The organism is Amycolatopsis sp. N2S4-7 (assembly GCF_058119595.1).
In genome coordinates this window covers 3136695-3159132 of sequence record NZ_CP172299.1, presented here as the reverse complement: position 1 = coordinate 3159132, position 22438 = coordinate 3136695, and the positions used below count along the sequence as shown (strand labels likewise).

Genomic DNA, 22438 nt, shown 5'->3' with positions numbered 1-22438 from the left:
GTGAACCATTCGACACAGCGCTTGGTGCTCCGCAGGCACCGAGCGTCAGCGAGGTGCGCGCGTGAGCACCGTGATCAAGGGCGCTCGCCCCTACGGCGAAGGCGACCCGGTCGACGTCCTGATCGAGGACGGCGTGATCACCGCGATCGGCGCCGTCGACGTCCCGGAAGACGCCGAAATCATCGAAGCGAACGGCCAGGTGCTCCTCCCCGGCTTCGTCGACCTGCACACCCACCTGCGTGAACCCGGCCGCGAGGACACCGAGACGATCGACTCGGGCTCGGCCGCGGCGGCGCTCGGCGGCTACACCGCGGTGTTCGCCATGGCCAACACCGACCCGGTCGCCGACAACGCCGTGATCGTCGACCACGTGTGGCGGCGCGGGCAGGAGGTCGGCCTGGTCGACGTCCACCCGGTCGGCGCGGTCACCGTCGGGCTCAAGGGCGAGAAGCTCGCCGAGCTGGGCACGATGGCGAACGCGCAGGCGCGGGTCAAGGTGTTCTCCGACGACGGCCTCTGCGTCGCCGACCCGCTGCTCATGCGCCGCGCGCTGGAGTACTCGACCGCGCTCGACGTCGTCATCGCGCAGCACGCCGAGGAGCCGCGGCTGACCGTCGGCGCCCAGGCCCACGAGGGCGAGCGCGCCGCCCGGCTCGGCTACACCGGGTGGCCCGCCGCGGCGGAGGAGTCGATCGTGGCGCGCGACTGCCTGCTGGCCCTGCACGCGAAGGCCCGGCTGCACGTCTGCCACGTCTCCACCGCGGGGACCGCCGACGTGCTGGCCTGGGCCAAGGAGCGCGGCACGAAGGTGTCGGCCGAGGTCACGCCGCACCACCTGCTGCTCACCGACGAACGCCTGGCCACCTACGACCCGGTCAACAAGGTGAACCCGCCGCTGCGCACCGGGTCCGACGCGGCGAAGCTGCGGACCGCGCTGGCCGAAGGCGTCATCGACTGCGTCGCCACCGACCACGCTCCGCACGCGGTGCAGGACAAGGACACCGAGTGGACCGCGGCCCGGCCGGGCATGCTCGGGCTGCAGACGGCCCTGTCGATCGTCACGGAGACGATGGTCCGCACCGGGCTGCTCGACTGGCGCGGCGTCGCCCGCGTGATGAGCGAGCGGCCCGCCGAGATCGGCAACCTGGCCGACCAGGGCCGGCCGATCGCGGTGGGCGAGCCGGCGAACCTGGCCCTGGTCGACCCGGACGCGGAGTGGACCGTCCGGGGCGCGGAGCTCGCCAGCATCGCGGCCAACACCCCGTACGAGGGAATGCGGCTGCCCGGCGTGGTGACCGCGACGCTCCTGCGCGGGCGGATCACCGCGCGGGACGGGAAGGTGGCGTGATGGAGCGCTTCTGGCTGGTGCTGGCGATCGTCGCCTTCTTCCTGCTCTGCCTCTGGGGCATGTACGTCGGCTGGCGGCGCAAGGCGCGCTCGCAGAGCGTGCAGGTGCCCCCGTTCCCCGCTATCCCCGAAGACGCGGGCGAGGCGCTGCTGGAGTCCACCGGCGTCTACGTCGCCACGACGTTCGCGCGGGAGTGGCAGAACCGCGTGGTCACCCGCGGCGCGGGGCTGCGCACCGGCGCGGTCTGGCGGCTGCACGACGGCGGCGTCGCGGTCGAACGCGGGGGAGCGCCCGACTTCTGGATCCCGCGCGACGCCGTCACCGGGGTCCGGCGCGACTCGAAGATCGCCGGGAAGGTGATGGGCACGGACGCGCTGCTGGTGCTCACCTGGCGGCTCGGCGACACCGAGCTCGACACCGGCTTCCGCGGCGACGACCTCGACGGCTATCCACAGTGGATCGAACAGCTCAAGATCAAGGGAGGTGCCCAGTGAACGCGCGCGCTCAGGCCGCACTGGTGCTCGAAGACGGCCGGGTGTTCCGCGGCGCTGCCTACGGCGCGCAGGGGCGGACCCTCGGCGAGGCGGTGTTCTGCACCGGCATGACCGGCTACCAGGAGACGCTGACCGACCCGTCCTACCACGGGCAGATCGTGGTGCAGACCGCGCCGCAGATCGGCAACACCGGCTGGAACGACGAGGACGACGAGTCCTCGAAGATCTGGGTCAACGGCTACGTGGTGCGCGACCCCGCGCGCACGCCGTCCAACTGGCGCTCGAAGCGCACGCTCGACGACGAACTGGTGCGCCAGGGGATCGTCGGCATCGCCGAGGTCGACACCCGCTCGCTGACCCGCCACCTGCGCGAGCTCGGCGCGATGCGCGCCGGGGTGTTCTCCGGCGACGCGCTGGGCACGGTCGACGACATGGTCGCCGAGGTCCTGGCGAGTCCGAAGATGGAAGGCGCCGACCTGGCCGGCCAGGTCACCACGCCCAAGCCGTACGTCGTCTCGCCCGAGGGGGAGACGCGGTTCCGGGTGGTCGCGCTGGACCTGGGCATCAAGTCCAACACCCCGCGCCAGATGATCAAACGTGGCATCGAGGTGCACGTCCTGCCCTCGACGTCGAGCTTGGACGAGCTCCTGGCGGTCGAACCGGACGGCGTCTTCCTCTCCAACGGCCCCGGCGACCCCGCCACGACGACGCACGCCACCGAGCTGACCAAGCAGGTCCTGGGCCGCGAGATCCCGCTGTTCGGCATCTGCTTCGGCAACCAGGTCCTCGGCCGCGCGCTCGGCCTGGGGACGTACAAGATGCGCTACGGCCACCGCGGCATCAACATCCCGGTGATCGACGTCGCCACGAAGTCGGTGGCGATCACCGCGCAGAACCACGGCTTCGCCCTCGAAGGCGAGCCCGGGCAGCGCTTCGAGTCGCCGTTCGGCGCGGCCCAGGTCAGCCACTACTGCGCGAACGACGGCGCGGTCGAGGGCCTGCGGGCGTTCGACGTGCCGGCGTTCTCGGTCCAGTACCACCCCGAAGCCGCGGCCGGCCCGCACGACGCGGCCCCCCTGTTCGACGATTTCGTTTCGCTCATGGAGAAGAAGGCCTGATGCCGAAGAGGACGGACATCCAGCACGTGCTGGTGATCGGCTCCGGGCCGATCGTGATCGGGCAGGCGGCGGAGTTCGACTACTCCGGCACCCAGGCCTGCCGGGTGCTGCGCAGCGAAGGCCTGCGCGTCTCCCTGGTGAACTCGAACCCGGCCACCATCATGACCGACCCCGAGTTCGCCGACGCGACCTACATCGAGCCGGTCACGCCGGACTTCGTCGAGAAGGTCATCGCGGCGGAGCGGCCGGACGCGCTGCTCGCGACGCTCGGCGGGCAGACCGCGCTCAACTGCGCGGTCGCGCTGCACGAGCGCGGCGTGCTCGACAAGTACGGCGTCGAGCTGATCGGCGCCGACATCGACGCCATCCAGCGCGGCGAGGACCGGCAGAAGTTCAAGGACATCGTCCGCACGGTCGGCGCCGAGGTCCCGCGAAGCCGCGTCTGCCACGACATGGCCGAGGTCCGCGAGACGGTCGAGGACCTGGGCCTGCCGGTCGTCATCCGGCCGTCGTTCACCATGGGCGGGCTCGGCTCGGGCATGGCGCACACGCCGCAGGAGCTGGAGCGGCTGGCCTCCAGCGGCCTCGCCGAGTCGCCGGTCACCGAGGTGCTCATCGAGGAGAGCGTGCTCGGCTGGAAGGAGTACGAGCTCGAGCTGATGCGCGACAAGCACGACAACGTCGTGGTCGTCTGCTCGATCGAGAACATCGACGCGATGGGCGTGCACACCGGCGACTCCGTCACCGTCGCGCCGACGATGACGCTCACCGACCGCGAGTACCAGGTGATGCGCGACGTCGGCATCGCGGTGCTGCGCGAGGTCGGCGTCGACACCGGTGGCTGCAACATCCAGTTCGCGATCAACCCGGCCGACGGCCGGATGGTCGTCATCGAGATGAACCCGCGGGTGTCGCGTTCGAGCGCGCTGGCGTCGAAGGCCACCGGCTTCCCGATCGCCAAGATCGCCGCGAAGCTCGCCATCGGCTACACGCTCGACGAGATCCAGAACGACATCACCGGCGAGACGCCGGCGGCGTTCGAGCCCACTTTGGACTACGTCGTCGTGAAGATGCCGCGGTTCGCCTTCGAGAAGTTCCCGGGCGCGGACCCGACGCTGACCACGACGATGAAGAGCGTCGGCGAAGCGATGTCGTTCGGCCGCAGCTTCCCCGAGGCACTCGGCAAGGTGATGCGGTCGATCGAGACCAAGGCGACCGGCTTCTGGACGCTCCCGGACCCCGATGGCGCGACCCTGGAGTCCACTTTGGACGCCCTGCGCACGCCGCACGAAGGCCGGCTGTACGAAGTGGAACTCGCGCTGCGGCTCGGCGCCACCGTCGAGCAGGTCCACGAAGCGAGTGGCATCGACCCGTGGTTCATCGACCAGATCGCCTACATCGGCGAGGTCGGCGCCGAGGTCCGCGACGCGCCCGTCCTCGACGGCGAGCTGCTGCGCCGCGCCAAGCGCACGGGTCTTTCGGACCGCCAGATCGCTGCGCTGCGGCCGGAACTGGCCGGCGAGGACGGCGTCCGCACCCTCCGCCACCGCCTCGGCGTGCGGCCGGTGTTCAAGACCGTCGACACCTGCGCGGCCGAGTTCGCCGCCAAGACGCCGTACCACTACTCGGCTTACGAGTCCGATCCCGACGCGCAGTCCGAAGTGGCCGTTCAGTCGGACAAGCCGAAGGTGCTCATCCTGGGCAGCGGCCCGAACCGGATCGGGCAGGGCATCGAGTTCGACTACTCCTGCGTGCACGCGGCGATCGCGTTGCGCGAGGCCGGGTTCGAGGCCGTCATGGTCAACTGCAACCCGGAAACCGTGTCCACCGACTACGACACGTCCGACCGGCTGTACTTCGAGCCGCTGTCCTTCGAGGACGTCCTCGAGGTCGTGCACGCCGAGCAGGCGTCCGGCACGGTCGCCGGCGTCATCGTCCAGCTCGGCGGCCAGACCCCGCTGGGCCTGGCGAAGCGGCTCGCCGACGCCGGGGTGCCGGTGGTCGGCACCCCGCCGGAGGCGATCCACCTGGCCGAGGACCGCGGCGCGTTCGGTGAAGTGCTCACCGACGCCGGGCTGCCCGCACCGCGCTACGGCACGGCGACGTCGTTCGAGGGCGCGAAGCGGATCGCCGACGAGATCGGCTACCCGGTCCTCGTCCGCCCGTCGTACGTGCTCGGCGGCCGCGGCATGGAGATCGTCTACGACGAGGAGACCCTGGCCGGCTACATCGGCCGCGCCACCGAGATCACCCCCGAGCACCCCGTGCTCGTGGACCGGTTCCTCGACGACGCCATCGAGATCGACGTCGACGCGCTGTTCGACGGCGAGGAGCTCTACCTCGGCGGCGTCATGGAGCACATCGAGGAGGCCGGCATCCACTCCGGCGACTCGTCGTGCGCGCTGCCGCCGATCACGCTCGGGCACACCGACCTGCAGGCCGTCCGGCGCTCGACCGAGGCGATCGCGCGCGGCGTCGGCGTGCGCGGGCTGCTGAACGTCCAGTACGCGCTCAAGGACGACGTCCTCTACGTCCTGGAGGCCAACCCGCGCGCGTCGCGGACGGTGCCGTTCGTGTCGAAGGCGACGGCGGTGCCGCTGGCCAAGGCCGCCGCGCTGATCATGACCGGCTCCACGATCAAGGACCTGCGGACGAGCGGCGTCCTCCCGGCCGAGGGCGACGGCGGGCAGCTGCCGGCCGACTCGCCGGTCGCGGTGAAGGAGGCCGTGCTGCCCTTCCACCGCTTCCGCACCCCCGAAGGCCACGGCGTCGACTCGCTGCTGGGCCCGGAGATGAAGTCCACCGGCGAGGTGATGGGCGTCGACGTCTCCTTCGGCAAGGCGTTCGCCAAGTCGCAGAGCGGCGCGTACGGTTCGCTGCCGACGTCCGGGCGGGTGTTCGTCTCGGTGGCCAACCGCGACAAGCGCTCGCTGGTGTTCCCGGTGAAGCGGCTGGCGGACCTCGGCTTCGAGATCCTCGCCACGTCCGGCACCGCGGAAGTGCTGCGGCGCAACGGGGTCGCCTGCACCGTGGTGCGCAAGCACTACGAGGGCTCGACCGAGGCCGAGCCGAACATCGTGGACGTCATCCTGAACGGCGACGTCGACATGGTGATCAACACCCCGTACGGGAACAGCGGTCCGCGCATCGACGGCTACGAAATCCGCACCGCGGCGGTGTCGCGCGACATCCCGTGCGTGACCACCGTGCAGGGCGCCGCGGCGGCCGTGCACGGCATCGAAGCGCTCATCCGGGGCGACATCGGGGTCAAGTCGCTGCAGGAGCTCCAGGCGGCGCTGAAGGCGAAGTCGTGAGCACGCCGGAGCGGTTCGGGGCGCGGCTGGCGAAGGCCGTCGCGGCCCGGGGCCCGCTGTGCGCCGGGATCGACCCCCACCCGGGCCTCATCGAGGCCTGGGGACTCCCGGTGGACGTCTCGGGCCTGGAACGGTTCGCGCTGTCCGCCACGGAGGTCCTGGCGGCGCACACGGCGATCGTGAAGCCGCAGTCGGCGTTCTTCGAAGCGTTCGGCGCCGGCGGCGTCCGGGTGCTGGAACGGGTTGTCGAGACCGCGCGCGAAGCGGGCGCGCTCGTGCTGCTGGACGTCAAGCGCGGCGACATCGGCTCCACGATGGCGGCCTACACGGCCGCGTACGTGGCCGAGGGCGCGGCGATCGCGGCCGACGCGATCACCGTTTCGCCGTACCTCGGGTTCGGCTCTTTGGCCCAATGCGCCGAAACGGCGGTGGCCGCGGGGCGCGGCGTCTTCGTGCTCGCCCGGACGTCCAACCCGGAAGCGGCCGCCGTGCAGAACGCCCGGCTGCCCGACGGGCGCACCGTGGCGCAGGCGATCGTCGATTCCGCGGCGGCGCTCAACGACGAAGCCGTGCCGCTCGGCGATGTGGGTGTCGTCGTCGGGGCCACAGTTCCGCCAGGAGAGCTCGACCTCTCACGGCTGAACGGTCCCGTGCTGGCGCCCGGTTTCGGGGCCCAGGGGGCCACTGTGGCCGATTTGCGGGCGGTCTTCGGCCAGGGTCTGCCGGGTGTGCTGCCCGCGTCGTCCCGTGACCTCCTGCGTCACGGACCGGAGCAAGCCGCTTTGCGCCAAGCGGTCGAACGTGTCGCCGAAGTGCTGGCCGACCCGCAGGAAAACGGCCAATAGCAGGGCCCGGAACCGGCCCCCACCAGGCACCCCCGCATTGTGGCCGGTGCTCACGGGTGGGTACCGTCGCGTCACCCACCCAGTTTTGAGAACTACCGGAGGAAAACGTGGCACTTCCCCAGCTGACAGAGGAACAGCGCGCTGCGGCGCTGGAGAAGGCCGCCGCCGCCCGCCGCATCCGTGCTGAGCTGAAGGAGCGGCTGAAGCGGGGCGGTACCACTCTGGTCGACGTGCTGAAGCAGGCCGAGGAGAACGAAGTCCTCGGCAAGATGAAGGTTTCGGCTCTGCTCGAGGCCCTCCCGGGCGTCGGCAAGGTCCGCGCGCAGCAGACCATGGAACGACTGGAGATCGCCCCCAGCCGTCGCCTTCGCGGCCTCGGCGACCGGCAGCGCAAGGCGCTGCTGGCCGAGTTCAGCGGCGAGTGAACGGCGCCGGTCGTGACTACCCGGTGAACCGGGGCGCCGACCGCGGCAGTGAGCCGGTGACGGGGGACTTCTCCCGGCACCGGCTCACCGTCGTATCGGGGCCTTCGGGGGTCGGGAAGTCGAGTGTGGTGGGCGAGCTGCGGAAGCTGGAGCCCGAAATCTACTTCAGCGTCTCGGTCACCACGCGCCAGCCGCGCCCCGGCGAGATCGACGGGGCGCACTACCACTTCGTCGACCGGGCGGAGTTCGACGCCATGGCCGCCGACGGCCGGCTGCTGGAGTGGGCCGAGTTCGCCGGCAACCGCTACGGCACCCCGCGCGAGCCGGTCGAGAAGGCCCTCGCCGAAGGCCGCCCGGCCGTCCTGGAGATCGAACTGCAGGGCGCGCGCCAGGTCCGCGCGGCCATGCCGGAGGCCCGGCTGGTGATGCTGATGCCGCCGTCGTGGGACGAGCTGGTCGGCAGGCTCACCGGGCGCGGCACCGAAAACGAGGCCGCCGTGAAGGCCCGGCTGGCCGAAGCGGAGCGCGAGCTGGCCGCCGCCGGCGAGTTCGACCACCGCGTCGTCAACGCCGACGTGCGGGAGGCCGCCGAGCACTTGCTAAACTTGATTACTGATCAGTCTTCCGACGAATCGGAGCACCACGCGTGACCACCCAGGTAACCCTGACCGAAGAGCTCGAGGGCATCACCAACCCCCCGATCGACGACCTGCTCGAGAAGGTCAGCTCGAAGTACGCGCTGGTGATCTACTCGGCCAAGCGTGCCCGCCAGATCAACGACTACTACGCCCAGCTGGGCGAGGGCCTGCTGGAGTACGTCGGCCCGCTGGTCGAGCCGGGCCCGCGCGAGAAGCCGCTCTCGATCGCGCTGCGCGAGATCCACGGCGGCCTGCTCGAGCACACCGAGGGTGAGTAAACCCCGCGTCGTCCTGGGCGTGGGCGGCGGGATCGCCGCCTACAAGGCCTGTGAGGTCCTGCGCGGGCTGACCGAGTCCGGTCACGACGTCCGCGTGGTCCCCACCGAAGCCGCGCTGAACTTCGTCGGCGCGGCGACCTTCGAAGCCCTCTCCGGGCACCCCGTGCACACGGGGGTGTTCACCGAGGTGCCCGAGGTCCAGCACGTCCGCGTCGGCAAGGAGGCCGACCTGGTCCTGGTCGTCCCGGCCACGGCGAACCTCCTCGCCAAGGCCGCCCACGGCCTGGCGGACGACCTGCTGACGAACACCCTGCTCACCGCCCGGTGCCCGGTCGCCTTCTTCCCGGCGATGCACACGGAGATGTGGGAGCACCCCGCGACCCGCGCCAACGTGGCCCTGCTGCGCTCGCGCGGGTCGATCGTCACCGAGCCGGACTCCGGCCGCCTCACCGGTGTCGACACCGGCAAGGGGCGCCTGGCGAACCCGGCCGAGATCGTCGACCTCGCCCGGCTGCTCCTGGCCCGCCCGGACGCCCTCCCGCGGGACCTCGAAGGCATCCGCGTGGTCGTGTCGGCGGGCGGCACCCGCGAGCCCCTCGACCCGGTGCGCTTCCTGGGCAACCGCTCGTCCGGCAAGCAGGGCTACGCGCTGGCCCGCGTCGCCGCCCAGCGCGGCGCCGAGGTCACGCTGGTCACCGCGCACACGGTCGCCCTGCCGGACCCGGCGGGCGCGGTGGTTTCGCACGTTTCGACGGCGGAGGAGCTGCGGCAGGCCGTCCACGCCGCGGCCGAGACCGCCGACGTCGTCGTGATGGCCGCCGCCGTCGCCGACTTCCGGCCGGCGAACCGGGCCGACCACAAGATCAAGAAGTCCGACGACCAGCCGGACCCGGTCATCACGCTCGACCGCAACGCCGACATCCTCGCCGAACTGGTGCGCAACCGGCGGCCCGGTCAGGTCGTCGTCGGGTTCGCCGCCGAAACCGGCGACGAGCACGGCAGCGTCCTCGACCACGCCCGCGTCAAGCTCAAGCGCAAGGGCGCCGACCTGCTGATGGTCAACGCGGTCGGCGACGGCAAGGCGTTCGGCACCGAGGACAACTCGGGCTGGCTGCTCGGCTCGGACGGCACCGAAATCTCCATTCCCCTCGGCGCGAAGGCTGAACTGGCGTCCACGTTGTGGGACGCTGTTGTGAGCTTCATGAAGCGTTGACCGTCCCCCGAGCGATAGTCAGTACGCTTGCACAGGTAAGGGGTGCCTAACCCACCGGGCATCCGACGACTAGGTGAGGAAGTGACGGCCACCGTGACCGCGTCCAGCAGCAGATTGTTCACCTCGGAGTCGGTGACTGAAGGGCACCCCGACAAGATTTGCGACGCCATCAGCGACTCGATCCTCGACGGGCTGTTGTCGAAGGACCCCCGCAGCCGCGTCGCGGTCGAGACCCTGATCACCACCGGCCAGGTCCACGTGGCCGGCGAGGTGACCACGGAGGCGTACGCCGACATCCCCACCATCGTCCGCGACGTCATCCTCAAGATCGGGTACGACTCTTCCGCCAAGGGCTTCGACGGCAACTCCTGCGGCGTCAACGTCGCGATCGGTTCGCAGTCGCCCGACATCGCCCAGGGCGTCGACACCGCGTACGAGTCGCGGGTCGAGTCGGACGAGGACGAGATCAACCGCCAGGGCGCCGGCGACCAGGGCCTGATGTTCGGCTACGCCTGCTCGGACACCCCCGAGCTGATGCCGCTGCCGATCGCGCTGGCCCACCGCCTCTCGCGCCGGCTGACCGGGGTCCGCAAGGACGGCGTGCTGCCGTACCTGCGCCCGGACGGCAAGACCCAGGTGACCATCGAGTACGCCGGTGACCAGCCGGTGCGGCTGGACACCGTCGTCGTCTCCTCGCAGCACGCCGACGGCATCGACCTCGAGCGGATGCTCAGCGTCGACGTCAAGGAGCACGTCGTCGGCCCCGAGCTCGAGGGCCTGGGCATCGACACGTCGAACGCGCGGCTGCTGGTCAACCCGACCGGCCGCTTCGTCATCGGCGGCCCGATGGGCGACGCCGGCCTGACCGGCCGCAAGATCATCGTCGACACCTACGGCGGCATGGCCCGCCACGGCGGCGGCGCGTTCTCCGGGAAGGACCCGTCCAAGGTCGACCGCTCGGCGGCGTACGCGATGCGCTGGGTGGCCAAGAACGTCGTCGCGGCGGGGCTCGCCTCGCGGACCGAGGTGCAGGTCGCCTACGCGATCGGCAAGGCGGCCCCGGTCGGCCTGTTCGTCGAGACGTTCGGGACCGAGACGGTCGACCCGTCGAAGATCCAGCAGGCCATCACGGAGGTCTTCGACCTGCGGCCGGCCGCGATCATCCGCGACCTCGACCTGCTGCGCCCGATCTACGCCCCGACGGCGGCGTACGGCCACTTCGGCCGTCCCGAGCTGGACCTCCCCTGGGAGAGCACGGTCCGCGCCGAGGCCCTGAAGGCCGCGGCGGGCGCCTGACGCACGCGAACACCGGAAGGCCGTCCCCGACGCCGGGGGCGGCCTTTCCGGCGTCCGGCCCCGATCCGGTGACGGGGGGCCTTCCTGGCGTCGGGGGTGTCGGTGGGGTCTGGTAGAGATCACGGCGTGAGCAGTTCCGAGCCCGCTGCCCTCTGGGACCTCCCGGAGGGGCCGCCCGCCGCCCCGGCGGCGCCGTCGCGTGCCCGGAAGCCGAAGGCGCCGAAGCCGGGCCACAAGGCCAAGGGCGCCCAGCAGCCCGCGCCCGAGCGGCCGGTCGCGCGGATCGTCGTCGACATCCCCCTGGCGCACCTGGACCGCACCTTCGACTACCTCGTGCCGGAGAAGCTGCACGAAACCGCCGTGCCGGGCTGCCGGGTGCGCGTCCGGTTCGCCGGGCAGCTCGTCGACGGCTACCTGGTCGAGCGCGGCGAGACCAGCGACTACGGCAGCAAGCTGGCGTTCCTCGACCGCGTCACCTCCGCCGAGCCGGTGCTGACGCCGTCGCTGCACGCGCTGTGCCGGTCGGTCGCCGACCGCTACGGCGGCACGCTCTCGGACGTCCTGCGGCTCGCGATCCCGCCGCGGCACGCGAAGGTCGAGGGGGAGCCGCCGGTGGCGGCCGCGGCGCTCCCGGAGGCGCCGGACAGCACGGCCTGGGCGCGCTACCAGCGCGGTCCGGCGTTCCTGGAGGCCCTCGCCGAGGGCAAGCCCGCGAACGCCGTCTGGCAGGCCCTGCCGGGCGAGGACTGGCCGCGCCGGCTGGCCGAGGCGGCCGGGTCGGTGGCGGCCGCGGGGCGCGGCGCGGTGCTGGTGGTGCCGGACCACCGCGACCTGACCCGGGTGTACGAGGCCTGCGCTTCGGTTGTCGGCGAGGAAGCCGTGGTGGCGCTGATCGCCGGGCTCGGGCCCGCCGAGCGCTACCGGCGCTGGCTGGCCGTGCTGCGCGGCGCGGTGCGGGTGGTGGTCGGCACGCGGGCGGCGATGTTCGCGCCGGTCCACGACCCCGGCCTGTTCGTCGTCTGGGACGACGGCGACGACCTGCACCTCGACCAGCACGCGCCGTACCCGCACGTCCGGGACGTGCTGATGGACCGGGCTCACGCGGCGAAGGCGTCCCTGCTGGTCGGCGGCTTCGCCCGGACGGCCGAGGCGCAGCTGCTGGTCGAGTCGGGCTGGGCCGCGCCGGTGCTCGCGGACCGCGCGACGCTGCGGGCCGCGGCCCCCCGCGTCACGCCGGTCGGCGAGGACTTCGACGTCGCCCGTGACGAGGCCGCCCGCGTCGCCCGGCTGCCCGCGGTGGCGTTCGAGGCCGCGCGCCAGGCGTTCGCGGCGGGCCACCCGACGCTGGTGCAGGTGCCGCGGCGCGGGTACGTGCCCGGCCTGGCCTGCGGCAACTGCCGCACGCCCGCGCACTGCCGCCGCTGCGCCGGGCCACTGGCCCTGCCCGGCGGCTCGGTCGACGGGCAGCCGAAACCACCGGCGTGCCGCTGGTGCGGCGTCCCGGAGACGGCGTTCCGCTGCCCGGCGTGCGCTTCGGTCCGGCTGCGCGCGGTGATCGTCGGCGCGAAGCGGACGGCAGAGGAGCTCGGCCGCGCGTTCCCCGGCGTCCCGGTCCGCACGTCCGGAGCGGCGGAGGTCCTGGAATCGGTGCCGGGCAAACCGGCACTGGTGGTCTGCACCCCGGGAGCGGAACCGGTGGCCGAGGGCGGCTACGGCGCAGCGCTGCTCCTGGACGGCTGGGCATTGCTGGGCCGCCAGGATTTGCGGGCGGGGGAGGAGACGTTGCGCCGCTGGATGGCCGCGGCGGCGCTGGTGCGCCCATCGTCATCGGGTGGTCGTGTCATCGTCGGCGCGGAAGCCGGCCTGGCGGTGGTCCAGGCCCTGGTCCGCTGGGACCCGGCGTGGCACGCGGGCCAGGAGCTGGCGGAGCGCCGCGAACTGGGCTTCCCCCCGGCCATGCGGATGGCGAGCGTGGAGGGAAGTCCCGACGCGGTGGCGGGCTTCCTGTCGGACCTGCCGCTGCCTTCGTCCGGTGAAGTCCTCGGCCCGGTCCCGATCGGCGAGGTCGACGAAGAGGGCAACGCGGAGCGGGAAAGGGCGTTGGTCCGGGTCTCGCGCTCCGACGGAAAGGCCCTGTCGTCGGCGATTCACGCTGCCGCAGCTCGGCGGGATGCGAAGAAGGCCACCGAGCCGATCCGCATCCAGCTGGATCCGCTGGAGCTCATCTAGCGATCCGGCGCTTCCCCTGGCAGGGAAGCGCCGGATCTGTAGCTGGGCCCGGGTGCCGCAGCCGGAGTAGTCCCACTCCTGCCCGGCGCGATTTTCCGGCGTGCGCGCGGGATCCGCCGGATCAGCGGCCCAACACCGTGCCGGGCAAGGATTCCACCGCGGCGCGCGGGGATTCCGTGGCCTGCGGCGCGGCTCCCGGCCGGGAACCCCCGGCGGCGGCCGTCGTCAACGCGACCACCTGGGCCGCGATCGTCTGGCGCCTGGCTTCGAACGCCGCGTCCGTCAATGCCGCCGGGTCCGCCGGTTGGCCCAGGACCGGGGTGTGCAGGTGGCCGCCCGCCACCGAAGTCAGACCCAAGCCCAGTCGCACCCGGTTCGCGCGGAACATCGACTCGTTCGAGAAGTCGCCGTAGTAGGTACTTTTGAATCATGGAGCTCACGGACGTTGATGCCGCAGCGTATGAACGAGTCTCGAAGGACACGAGTGGCCGGGAACGGTCGCCCGAGGAGCAGCATGACCGCCACCTCGAGACGTGCCGGCGCTTCGGCTGGCGCCTCCAACTGCCGACATACCGCGAGGTGGGCTCGGCTTCGAAGCATCAGCGCAAGGCGCGCGCGAAGTTCGACAAGCTCATCGCGGATCTGAGGAGCGGTGCGTTCACCGCCCGCGTTCTGATGCTCTACTCGTCGTCGCGTGGGTCAAGGAAACGGAAGAGTGGCTTGAATTGATCAATCTATGTGACATGCGTCACGTAGTCTTCTGGGTTGATCAGCACGACCGCATCTACGATCCGCGTAAGCCTCGTGACCGAAAGTCACTGATTGATGACGCTTCGAAGGCCGAGCTGGACGTCGCTGAGATGTCGCTGCAGATTCGCCGGACAACGGCCTCTTCGGCGCGTGCAGGCTTGCCGCATGGTCGGATCCTGTTTGGTTACCGCCGCGTATACGACGAGCGGACAAAGCAGTTGGTCGTCCAGGAGCCTGACCCGGCGGAAGCGCCGATCGTTCAGGAGATGTACCGGCGAGTGAAGAAGGGGCATCACCTCAAGGCTATCGCGCGCGACCTCAACGAGCGGGGTCTTCGCAGGCGGGGTGGTGGGGAGTGGGTTCCGCAGAACATAGGACTGATGCTTCTTCGGGAGTGCTACATCGGACTGAGGGTGCACGACCCCGCGCGGAAGAGCGCTTATCACCCGCTGACGCCAAGCGCGTCTGTTGTCGAGGGTCAGGGGGAGGGTCTAATCAGTCCTGCGGATTTCTATGCCGTGAGGAATATCTTGCGAGATCAAGCTCGGCTGACGAATGAACATCCCGGAGCGATAATTCACCGACCCGGCCCGGTTCGACGTTGACCGCCTGGTGCCGCTCGGCGAAGCCGCCCGCACCGGAACCCGCGGCTGGACCAGCGCGCAGTGCGAGCGCGTAACACGCACCTAAGCATGACGGAGGCGAAACAGCGAGAGGTCATATCCGCTGCCGACCAGGCTGCTCGACCGCTCACGGCCGTCGGGCCCCCGGAACGTCATGCCAACGACATAGTCGTTGGATACGTAGGCGCCCTCGACGGGATACTGGTCGCCGTGTGCCTTGATCTTCTTCGATTGCTGGTTTGCGAGGTATTGGGCCAGGCTGCCGCGGCTGCCGGTGCCCGCGCCGCCAATCTCTGTGCCCAGCGCATCCCTAAGATCGGGATGCGCCTCGTCGACGTGAATCGCGAGCCGGTACGCGGTCACGAACGGCCGGCCAAAATGATGTCCTTCGGGATGGGCGACCGTGAACTGGTCAAGGGCCTCGCACACCTTGTCCAGCACCGCCTGGCTCGTCCACACAGTGTCGTTCAATCCACACCCCTCAACCGAGTCGTACCCCACAGTCGCTAGCAGCCGATGCGCTGTTACGCCGCGCCCCTCACGGTGCGACAGCTAGGCGACGACTCCAGTGAGGCCGTGGTCCGACGAGCGTCACGTCGCTCTTCGTCGCGTTCGCTACGCCGTCAACCCCACCGGCCCGTCGCCACGTCGACCAACATCGGTGGGCCATGCGCGCCACGAGCGCTGCGCTGCCGGGCTACGCCGATAGGACGGTCCTGAATCGTGGCGTGACGTCCGTGCCAAGTCGTGCGCCTCTGATGGTCGGGATGCGATGCCCGTTGACGTGCGGGGAGTGCCTGCCGGCCGCCTCGATGTCAGCTGCCGGCACTTCACGGGCCCACAGCAGGTCGTAGGTCGAACTGTCGAACGCGATCAGGACGGCGACGTCGAAGTCGAACGTTCGGAAAACCGAGAAGATCGCCCCCGCACGAGTGCTCGGACCGACGGCTCTGGCCTTCACCTGAATCCGGCGCCCGTCCCCGGCGTGCAGGTCGTAGGACTTCACCGAGTTGGCCGCCAGTTCACCTCCGTAGACCCGAGCAGCGAGGTATTCGGCATAGTCACCCAACGGCGCGTTCCCGGTCCTCACCACACCTCGCCGGCGCAACTCATCCAGGATCGACGCATAGAGTCCCAGCAGGTCGGGAACAGACGCTCGCTCGAGGCTGTCGAAGTCCATGTCGGGACACTACGCGCCGCGCCAGCCTGCTTGAGCAGCGAACAGCGCACGCTGACTCGCCAGTAAACTCGATGCTGTAACTGCGTCGCCACCTGAAGCGACTATCTGCTCGTAACAGGTTTGAGGGGAGGTGACCGGTGCAGTATCGGGCCAGTTGGCAAGCGCTAGCCGTGACCTATGTTGTCGTCGCGGGCTGCAGCTCTACCTTGCGATCGCCACCGGCGCACACTGGGCTTGGGTTCTCGCCGCGACCTGCACTGCGACCGCGACCGGATTCGGCGTCGCCACGATCCGGCAGACACAAAGCGTGACGAACGCCGTTGAGCCCGTCCGCCCGGCCACAGCTACAGCGGCGCGCACGCTGAAAATCGGCGAGCCGAAACGCAAACATGGCTGACGACAACACTGACCGCCACCGCCAGCGAGCACGCAAAGCCCGCTCGATCATGTACCTGGGTGTGTTCGCGGTAATACTCGGTGGGCTCTTTTGGGTCTTCGGGACGCCGATAAGCCCAATCTCGGTACCGCAACAGTTCAGACCATTTGTAGCTGAGATCCCGATAATTCTGGGCGCAGGCGGCCTGTTTCTGATCGTACTCGCTGGACGCCGGATTCGGTCAGCATTGTACCTCATCGCGTATGGCCCTCTACGCACCGAGCCGCAGTTGCGCAGGCCGATCCGGTCGATGCGGTGGTGGATGATCTTGCTGGCGATCGGTGGCGTGGCGGGGGCGACGTGGGCGGCTTCTCTCTGGTTGCTGCGCGAAGCTGATGCAGCACCCATCCGCGCGACTGCTCGACTCGACGCCATCAAGACATCGATGACCGTCGCCGCTGGCCTCGGGGCTGGTCTGGCACTTGCGCTCACCGCGCGGCGCCAGTGGCTGGCCGAGCGCGCGCAAGGGCACACCGAGGACGACGCAGCGGATCGTAGGGTCACCGAGCTCTACACGATGGCTGTCGAACAGCTGGGCTCAAACAACGCCGCAGTTCGTGTCGGCGGCCTGTACGCGCTGGAACGTCTCGCGCAGGACAACAGAGGGCACCGACAGACCATTGTCGAGGTCATCTGCGGCTATCTTCGGATCAGCGACAGCGCGGACGAGCGAAGTCCCAACTCGACACCAGCTGCAGATGCACCACCCTACGACGGCGAAAACGCCACTATCAGCTCGTCTCTTGGTCGTAACGGCGTTGAGGTCGCCGAGTTGCAAGTCAGGCTGACAGCGCAGCGTATTTTGACCACTCATTTGCAACCGGACAGAGGCTGGGCCGATCGACCTGCTAACCCGAAGTTCTGGTCCAACATCGATCTCGACCTTCGTGGCGCCAACCTTGTTGACTTCGACCTCCACAACTGTCAGCTGGCAAACGCCGACTTTCGCGACGCCACCTTCACGGGTACCACCGACTTCGGCGGCACGCGGTTCGAACGACGTGCAGATTTTAGCAATTCTGAGTTCTGCGACGCTGCCGACTTCAGCCTGGCAGAGTTCCTCTGGCATGTCAGCTTCAATGGAACAGAATTCGCCGACGCAACCAGCTTCGATTGGGCCGAATTCGCGGGACGCGCAGATTTCGACGGCGGCAAATTTCGGCACCTCGCCAACTTTGACCGCGCGCACTTCGACCGGAAAGTCACGTTCGAAGGGGCGACATTCTTTATGGAAACAAACTTCAACCAGGCGCAGTTCAAGGAATCGGCGTCCTTTCTTGACGTGACCTTCCTGGGTGACGTTGTCTTCACGGCCGCACAGCTCATACGACAAGACAACGGGACTGGTCCCGACTTCCGTCACGCACGATTCGGTCGAGGAGTCCGCCTCGATGACAACACGTCGTCGCACCTGACGAAACTCGACCGGGCACCAGCATGGATACGCACCTGCCTCCAAAGTGCAGCAGCCCGCGTGGACGCACCCGACACAGACGCTCGGATCTGGTTTCCCGGCTGGGACGTCAGCACGGCAAGCGCGCAGCAGCAGGACGACATGCCGGGAACATGGCGCTACCTGGAATCCAGCTACGGCGATAACACGCTTATGCAGACACCCCCTGGTGAGTAAACATGTTCAGAGTTCACCGCACGCAAGTCGGCGAAGGCGGTGTGGTGGGCAAGGTGTTGAGTCCAGAGGACGGCGCGGCCCTCTTCGAGGAGGCCTAGTACTGCAACGGCACTCGGCATGCGTGTCGTAGGGCCCGGACGGCGCGGGGGACCTCACAGGCGAGGGTTCGGCCCGCCGCAACGGCCACTGGGCCTCGATGACACACCGGGCCAGACGCAGTCTCCCGGTCGGGGTCAGGGGTGCGTTAGCGTGGGTCACGAGGGCCTCCAGGTTGCCGGTGCAGATGTCGCAATCCACGCCGAACCCGGAGGCCCTCCCTCACGCCAAGATCATCCGATCACGTGTCGCTACGTTCGTAGCTTCCCGGGCAGTACACCTAGTCGTTGGCGGCGTTGCAGGCCACGGCCGCGTGGTCGGCTGAGACCTCGATCGCGAGTAGCGCGATGTAGCAGGCCAGAGTGCCCGGACTGCCGCCGGTCTGCCCGGTGTTGCAAGCCGCGCGCACCTTCGGGCCGACCTGGTAGTGCTGTGCGCGCAAGTACTCTTGGCATTTCGCGGAACTGGCCTGAGCCGGCTCGGCGACGGTCGTGCACAGCGCGATTGCGATCGCCGACGCTGCCGCCGACGTCAGCAGGCGGCGCGCCGCCACGCGGAATGGTTTCGGCTTCAAAATGTGTCCTCACTGACAGGGATCGAGTGGTCGGAAACAGCCCGACGTCGGCGGACGACGGCGTCAGTTCGTGTAATAGTAGAAGTAATACCCCTTTTCGGTGTGATAACAGCCGGAAGACGGTTCGACCGGGTATCCGCCCGATTTCCTCAGTTGCTTGGTGATATTGCATGTGTTTCCGTTGGTGAAGTACCCGGTGAACTCCCAGTGGGCATCGTTTGTCGAGGCTGGCTGGTTCACGGAAGTGCGCGGCGCTGGATCCGCGATTGCGGGCGCGGCCGTGCTCCAGGCCAGGAACATGGCGAGGATGGGGGCGACCGCGGCGCTCTTGTTCAGGTGCATGATTCACTCGGCTTCCTTGATGGAATTACGCTGGGTTGTCATTGATGGCGAAGGCGCGTCACGGGTATCCGCCGAGGGAGTGCCGTGCACCGGTGTTGTCGATCGCTTGACCGGGATAGATGTAAAAGGGACTACCATGGCAACTGGAGTCGGGGAACAGCTTCTGAATGACCTGAGTCCGGTTGTAGGCGGAGTAGCCGCGCAGGTACGTGTCGGAACAGCTTCCCGGACCAACCGCGAAAAGTTCGATGTGAACACCGGTCCCGGCCGTACCGGTCCACACACAGATCCTCCCCACGGGACAGTCGCTGTAGCCCTGCGGCTGGAAAGCGGCTGCCGTGTACGAGTAGGGTGCCGAACGCGAACCGGCAGCGTTTGCCGGTGTCGCGCCCAGCAATAACGCGGCGGCCGCCGACACGCCCAGTGTGGCCACTGTCTTCCGGTACTTCATCGTTTCCCTTTCCGATCGATGGTTGTCCTGCGCGCACAGGTGTCTTCCTGCGTGCACAACTGGAGATGCCAAGGCGCCGTCGTCGGTCAGTGCATCCCACGACTCTCGGAGCTGTGGTGCGGCGTCGGTGCGAAGCCTCCACCGCCAGCGCCTCGGTTCTGCATCACGAATGCACAATCCGGGCAGTCCGCCGCCGTTCGAGTGAATCACGGTGAACGTGCGCGCCACGACGAAGCAGGCCGTGCTATGCCGGTGGAGCGAGAAGGGGGTGACTCGCTGATCGAACTACGGTTCCTGGGCGCGGTGACCGCGACCGTGGACGGCACACCGGTCGACTTGGGGCCGGCGCGGCAACGATGTGTCCTGGCCGCGCTGGCGATTGACGTCGGCCAAGTCGTCTCGGTGGATCGGCTCGTCCAGCGGGTGTGGAACGGCGAACCACCGGAGCAGGCACGGCGAGTGGTGGTGAACTACCTGTCCCGCCTCCGCAGGAAACTGGCTGGCGGCGCCGCCATCGTCCGTTCATCAGGCGGGTACCGCCTGCGGACCGAACCGCACACCGTCGACGTCCACCGGTTTCGGGAGCTGCGGTCCCGTGCGCGAGGAACCGGCGAGCGTCAGGTGGCGGCTCTCTTGGGAGAAGCGCTGTCCTTGTGGCGGGGAGAGGCCCTCGCCGGCTTGGCCGGTGAGTGGGCCACGGCCGAACGGGCGCAACTGGAGCGGGAACGCCGAGATGCCGGCAACGAGCTCGTCGACGCCCGGCTCGCGCTGGGGCACGGCGAGGACCTCGTTCCGGTGCTCGCCGCCCGCACCGCCGAGGAGCCGCTGGACGAGCGGCTGGCCGCCCAGTACCTGTTGGCCCTCCACCGGGCCGGGCGGTCCGCGGACGCGCTGGCCCATTTCCACCGGATTCGAAGCCGGCTGGCCGAGGAGCTCGGCATCGACCCCGGTGACGCGCTGAAAACCCTGCACCAGCAGATCCTCGAGGACGAACCGGCGCTGACGGCGGCCGGCGATGCACGCGACGCCACAACTGCGGTGGTACCGAGACAACTTCCGGCGGTGCCCTCGCCCTTCGTCGGGCGTACCCAAGAACTGGAGCGCCTCGACGCCGTGCTGGCCGACGGCCGCGGGGCCGCCGTCGTCATCTCCGCCATCGCCGGTGCGGGCGGTATGGGCAAGACCTGCCTCGCCCTGCGCTGGGCGCACCGTCACGCCGCCGAGTTCGTCGACGGCCAGCTCTTCGTCAACTTGCGAGGCTTCAGTCCCGGCGGCCAGCCGATGGACCCGGCAGTGGCCGTGCGCGGATTCCTCGACGCCCTCGGCGTTGAGCCGGGCCGGATGCCCGCCGACACGCAGGCACAAGCAGCCCTGTTCCGCAGCTTGGTGGCAGGCAGGCGAATGCTGGTGGTCCTCGACAACGCCGCCGACACCGCACAGGTCGTGCCGTTGCTGCCGGGCAGCGGGTCCTGCACGGTGATCGTCACCAGCCGGACCCAGCTTCCCGGCCTGCTTACCGGGCACGGCGCCCGGCACCTGGCACTGGATGTCCTGTCCGACGCCGAGGCCGTCGCACTGCTCACCGACCGGCTCGGCCGCCCGCGCATCAATGCGGAGCAGGCCGCGGTCGCCGGACTGATCGAGTTCTGCGGCGGCTTCCCGTTGGCGCTCGGCATCGTCGCGAGTCAAGCTGCCACGCGACCGCACGCACCGCTCGGCAGTGTTGTCGCCGAGCTGCGCGAGGCGGGTCTGAGTGCGCTCGACGGCGTCGAGCCCGCCGCCGGCCTTCCCGCCGTGCTGTCGTGGTCGGTCCGGGCACTGACCTCCGAGCAGGCCACCGCGTTCGCGCTGCTGGGGATCGCACCCGGCCCCGACATCGAGCTACCCGCCGCCGCGGCCCTCATCGGTTGTGCGCCTAACGCGTGCCGCACCGTCCTGCGCGTTCTCGAGCAGTCGTCGCTGCTCGCCCGGGACGCTCGCGGCCGCTACCGGATGCACGACCTCATCCGCCGGTACGCCGCCGAGAGGGCCGGAGACCTGCGCGAAGACGTGCGGCAGGACGCGATCCGGCGAGTCCTCGACCACTACGGCCACACCGCGTTCGCCGCCGACCGCTGTCTGGTGCCGTACCGCCACCCCATCGTCCTCGACCCCGCCGTGCCCGGCGCCCGTCCGCACCGGCCTTCCGACGACAAGGCAGCCATGGCGTGGTTCGCCGCGGAATACGTCAACCTGCTTTCCGCCCAGCAGACCGCAGTCGCGCACCGCAGGCACACGTCGGCCTGGCAGTTCGCCTGGGTGCTGACCACTTTCCAGCACCGGGCGGGGCACCTCCACGACCACCTCGCCGTGTGGCAAATCGCGGGGGAAAGCATCGCGGCCCGGCCCGGTGGTTCCACCGACAGCCTGGTGCTGCGGCTTCTCGGCGGTGCCTGCGCCGAATGCGGACGCTATGACGAGGCCGTGCGGCACCTCGACGAAGCCCACAGCCTCGCGGTGCACCACGGCGACGACGTCGCCCACGCCTACGCTCACCGGACCCTCGCCTGGACGTGGACCCGGCGCGGCAACGATCGGCTCGCCGCGAAACACGCCGCCGACGCGCTTGAGCTGTTTCGCAGCCTCGGCCGCCCGGTGTGGGAGGCGGAAGCCCTCAACGCGCTGGGGTGGTATACCGCCCGGCTCGGTGGCCACGACGAGGCCCTGAAGCATTGCCTGGCCGCGCTGGATCTGTTCCGCGCCAACCACGACCCGTCCGGCGAGGCGGCCACCCTCGACAGCCTCGGCTATATCTACGATCAACTCGGTCACCACCGCGAGGCCGTCGAGTACTACGAGCGGGCCGTGTGGGTGCTGCGTGAGCTCGGCTATTCCTACGAAATCGCCAACACGCTCACCAACCTCGGCCATCCCCATGCAGCCCTCGGTGATGTCCGGCGGGCTCGCGCGGCCTGGCGTGAAGCGCAGGAACTCTATCGGCGCCAGGGGCGATCGGACCAGGTCGAGCGGGTGCGGTGCCTGCTGGATACGCTCGGAGAGCAAGTTCTGACAACGCGCTGACGCTGACCAGGGCCGCAGCGGCTCAGACGAGGCGCCGCAGGCCGCACGAACGAGTGTTGCTCGCTGTTGGTGGTGACTCGCTCGTCGACCAGGCGTGG

20 protein-coding genes and 1 pseudogene are annotated in these 22438 nt (G+C 69.6%); 15 read left to right on the top strand and 6 right to left on the bottom strand.

All coding sequences use genetic code 11. The features are described from left to right. The first annotated feature begins 61 nt into the window (after window positions 1–61). The 11 genes from ACH54P_RS14670 (at window position 62) to ACH54P_RS14620 (ending at window position 13198) form a co-directional block, all read left to right on the top strand. Window positions 62–1348 (top strand): dihydroorotase, encoded by a 1287-nt coding sequence (locus tag ACH54P_RS14670; RefSeq protein ID WP_489912945.1) that lies wholly within the window; start codon window positions 62–64, stop codon window positions 1346–1348. Further along, complete coding sequence (locus ACH54P_RS14665) at window positions 1348–1842, top strand: PH-like domain-containing protein (RefSeq protein ID WP_489912943.1); 495 nt, start codon at window positions 1348–1350, stop codon at window positions 1840–1842. Before ACH54P_RS14670 ends, ACH54P_RS14665 begins: the two co-directional genes overlap by 1 nt. After that, window positions 1839–2960 (top strand): glutamine-hydrolyzing carbamoyl-phosphate synthase small subunit, encoded by a 1122-nt coding sequence (gene carA / locus ACH54P_RS14660; RefSeq protein WP_489912942.1) that lies wholly within the window; start codon window positions 1839–1841, stop codon window positions 2958–2960. Before ACH54P_RS14665 ends, carA begins: the two co-directional genes overlap by 4 nt. After that, on the top strand, window positions 2960–6274 hold the full coding sequence (gene carB / locus ACH54P_RS14655) for a carbamoyl-phosphate synthase large subunit (RefSeq protein ID WP_489912940.1): 3315 nt from the start codon (window positions 2960–2962) through the stop codon (window positions 6272–6274). The genes carA and carB overlap by 1 nt, the downstream gene beginning before the upstream one ends. After that, on the top strand, window positions 6271–7119 hold the full coding sequence (gene pyrF, locus ACH54P_RS14650) for an orotidine-5'-phosphate decarboxylase (RefSeq protein WP_489912938.1): 849 nt from the start codon (window positions 6271–6273) through the stop codon (window positions 7117–7119). Before carB ends, pyrF begins: the two co-directional genes overlap by 4 nt. Before the next feature lie 107 nt (window positions 7120–7226). Next, window positions 7227–7544 (top strand): integration host factor, actinobacterial type, encoded by a 318-nt coding sequence (gene mihF / locus ACH54P_RS14645; RefSeq protein WP_003096398.1) that lies wholly within the window; start codon window positions 7227–7229, stop codon window positions 7542–7544. Next, the gene (gene gmk / locus ACH54P_RS14640) at window positions 7541–8194 is read left to right on the top strand and encodes a guanylate kinase (RefSeq protein ID WP_489912934.1); all 654 of its coding nucleotides are present in this window, start codon (window positions 7541–7543) and stop codon (window positions 8192–8194) included. The genes mihF and gmk overlap by 4 nt, the downstream gene beginning before the upstream one ends. Further along, window positions 8191–8460 carry a DNA-directed RNA polymerase subunit omega gene (gene rpoZ, locus ACH54P_RS14635; RefSeq protein WP_308671079.1) on the top strand — a complete coding sequence of 90 codons (270 nt, stop codon included), beginning with the start codon at window positions 8191–8193 and terminating at the stop codon, window positions 8458–8460. The genes gmk and rpoZ overlap by 4 nt, the downstream gene beginning before the upstream one ends. Further along, the gene (gene coaBC, locus ACH54P_RS14630) at window positions 8453–9673 is read left to right on the top strand and encodes a bifunctional phosphopantothenoylcysteine decarboxylase/phosphopantothenate--cysteine ligase CoaBC (RefSeq protein ID WP_489912932.1); all 1221 of its coding nucleotides are present in this window, start codon (window positions 8453–8455) and stop codon (window positions 9671–9673) included. Before rpoZ ends, coaBC begins: the two co-directional genes overlap by 8 nt. 93 nt (window positions 9674–9766) lie before the next feature. Next, window positions 9767–10969, top strand: coding sequence for a methionine adenosyltransferase (gene metK, locus ACH54P_RS14625; RefSeq protein WP_489916440.1), 1203 nt, complete (start codon window positions 9767–9769; stop codon window positions 10967–10969). A gap of 126 nt (window positions 10970–11095) precedes the next feature. Then, entirely contained in the window at window positions 11096–13198 is a 2103-nt protein-coding gene (locus ACH54P_RS14620; protein ID WP_489912930.1) for a primosomal protein N', read from the top strand. Between the two features lie 121 nt (window positions 13199–13319). Here the strand turns inward: ACH54P_RS14620 and ACH54P_RS14615 are convergent. Continuing rightward, a pseudogene (locus ACH54P_RS14615) lies at window positions 13320–13598 on the bottom strand (hypothetical protein); the annotation flags it as partial. 29 nt (window positions 13599–13627) lie between these two features. On the opposite strand from ACH54P_RS14615, the gene ACH54P_RS14610 reads away from it, so the two are divergent. Beyond that, window positions 13628–13927, top strand: coding sequence for a recombinase family protein (locus ACH54P_RS14610; protein ID WP_489912928.1), 300 nt, complete (start codon window positions 13628–13630; stop codon window positions 13925–13927). 14 nt (window positions 13928–13941) lie between these two features. Next, the gene (locus ACH54P_RS14605) at window positions 13942–14553 is read left to right on the top strand and encodes a recombinase family protein (protein WP_489912926.1); all 612 of its coding nucleotides are present in this window, start codon (window positions 13942–13944) and stop codon (window positions 14551–14553) included. Window positions 14554–14634: 81 nt separating this feature from the next. Here ACH54P_RS14605 and ACH54P_RS14600 read toward each other — a convergent pair whose 3' ends face one another. Both ACH54P_RS14600 and ACH54P_RS14595 read right to left on the bottom strand, forming a co-directional pair. Continuing rightward, complete coding sequence (locus ACH54P_RS14600; RefSeq protein WP_489912924.1) at window positions 14635–15012, bottom strand: hypothetical protein; 378 nt, start codon at window positions 15010–15012, stop codon at window positions 14635–14637. A gap of 256 nt (window positions 15013–15268) precedes the next feature. Beyond that, window positions 15269–15751, bottom strand: coding sequence for a DUF6998 domain-containing protein (locus tag ACH54P_RS14595; RefSeq protein WP_489912922.1), 483 nt, complete (start codon window positions 15749–15751; stop codon window positions 15269–15271). Between the two features lie 698 nt (window positions 15752–16449). Between ACH54P_RS14595 and ACH54P_RS14590 the strand changes: the two genes are divergently transcribed. Further along, window positions 16450–17817 (top strand): pentapeptide repeat-containing protein, encoded by a 1368-nt coding sequence (locus tag ACH54P_RS14590; protein WP_489912921.1) that lies wholly within the window; start codon window positions 16450–16452, stop codon window positions 17815–17817. A gap of 376 nt (window positions 17818–18193) precedes the next feature. Here the strand turns inward: ACH54P_RS14590 and ACH54P_RS14585 are convergent, their stop codons facing one another. The 3 genes from ACH54P_RS14585 to ACH54P_RS14575 form a co-directional block, all read right to left on the bottom strand. After that, window positions 18194–18487: a hypothetical protein gene (locus ACH54P_RS14585; RefSeq protein WP_489912920.1), complete on the bottom strand. Its 294-nt coding sequence runs from the start codon at window positions 18485–18487 to the stop codon at window positions 18194–18196. A 63-nt stretch (window positions 18488–18550) separates the two neighbouring features. Next, window positions 18551–18829, bottom strand: a complete 279-nt coding sequence (locus ACH54P_RS14580) for a hypothetical protein (RefSeq protein WP_489912919.1) — start codon at window positions 18827–18829, stop codon at window positions 18551–18553. A 58-nt stretch (window positions 18830–18887) separates the two neighbouring features. After that, window positions 18888–19280: a peptidase inhibitor family I36 protein gene (locus tag ACH54P_RS14575; RefSeq protein WP_489912918.1), complete on the bottom strand. Its 393-nt coding sequence runs from the start codon at window positions 19278–19280 to the stop codon at window positions 18888–18890. A 246-nt stretch (window positions 19281–19526) separates the two neighbouring features. Between ACH54P_RS14575 and ACH54P_RS14570 the strand changes: the two genes are divergently transcribed. After that, window positions 19527–22340 carry an AfsR/SARP family transcriptional regulator gene (locus tag ACH54P_RS14570; protein WP_489912917.1) on the top strand — a complete coding sequence of 938 codons (2814 nt, stop codon included), beginning with the start codon at window positions 19527–19529 and terminating at the stop codon, window positions 22338–22340. Window positions 22341–22438: the final 98 nt, after the last annotated feature.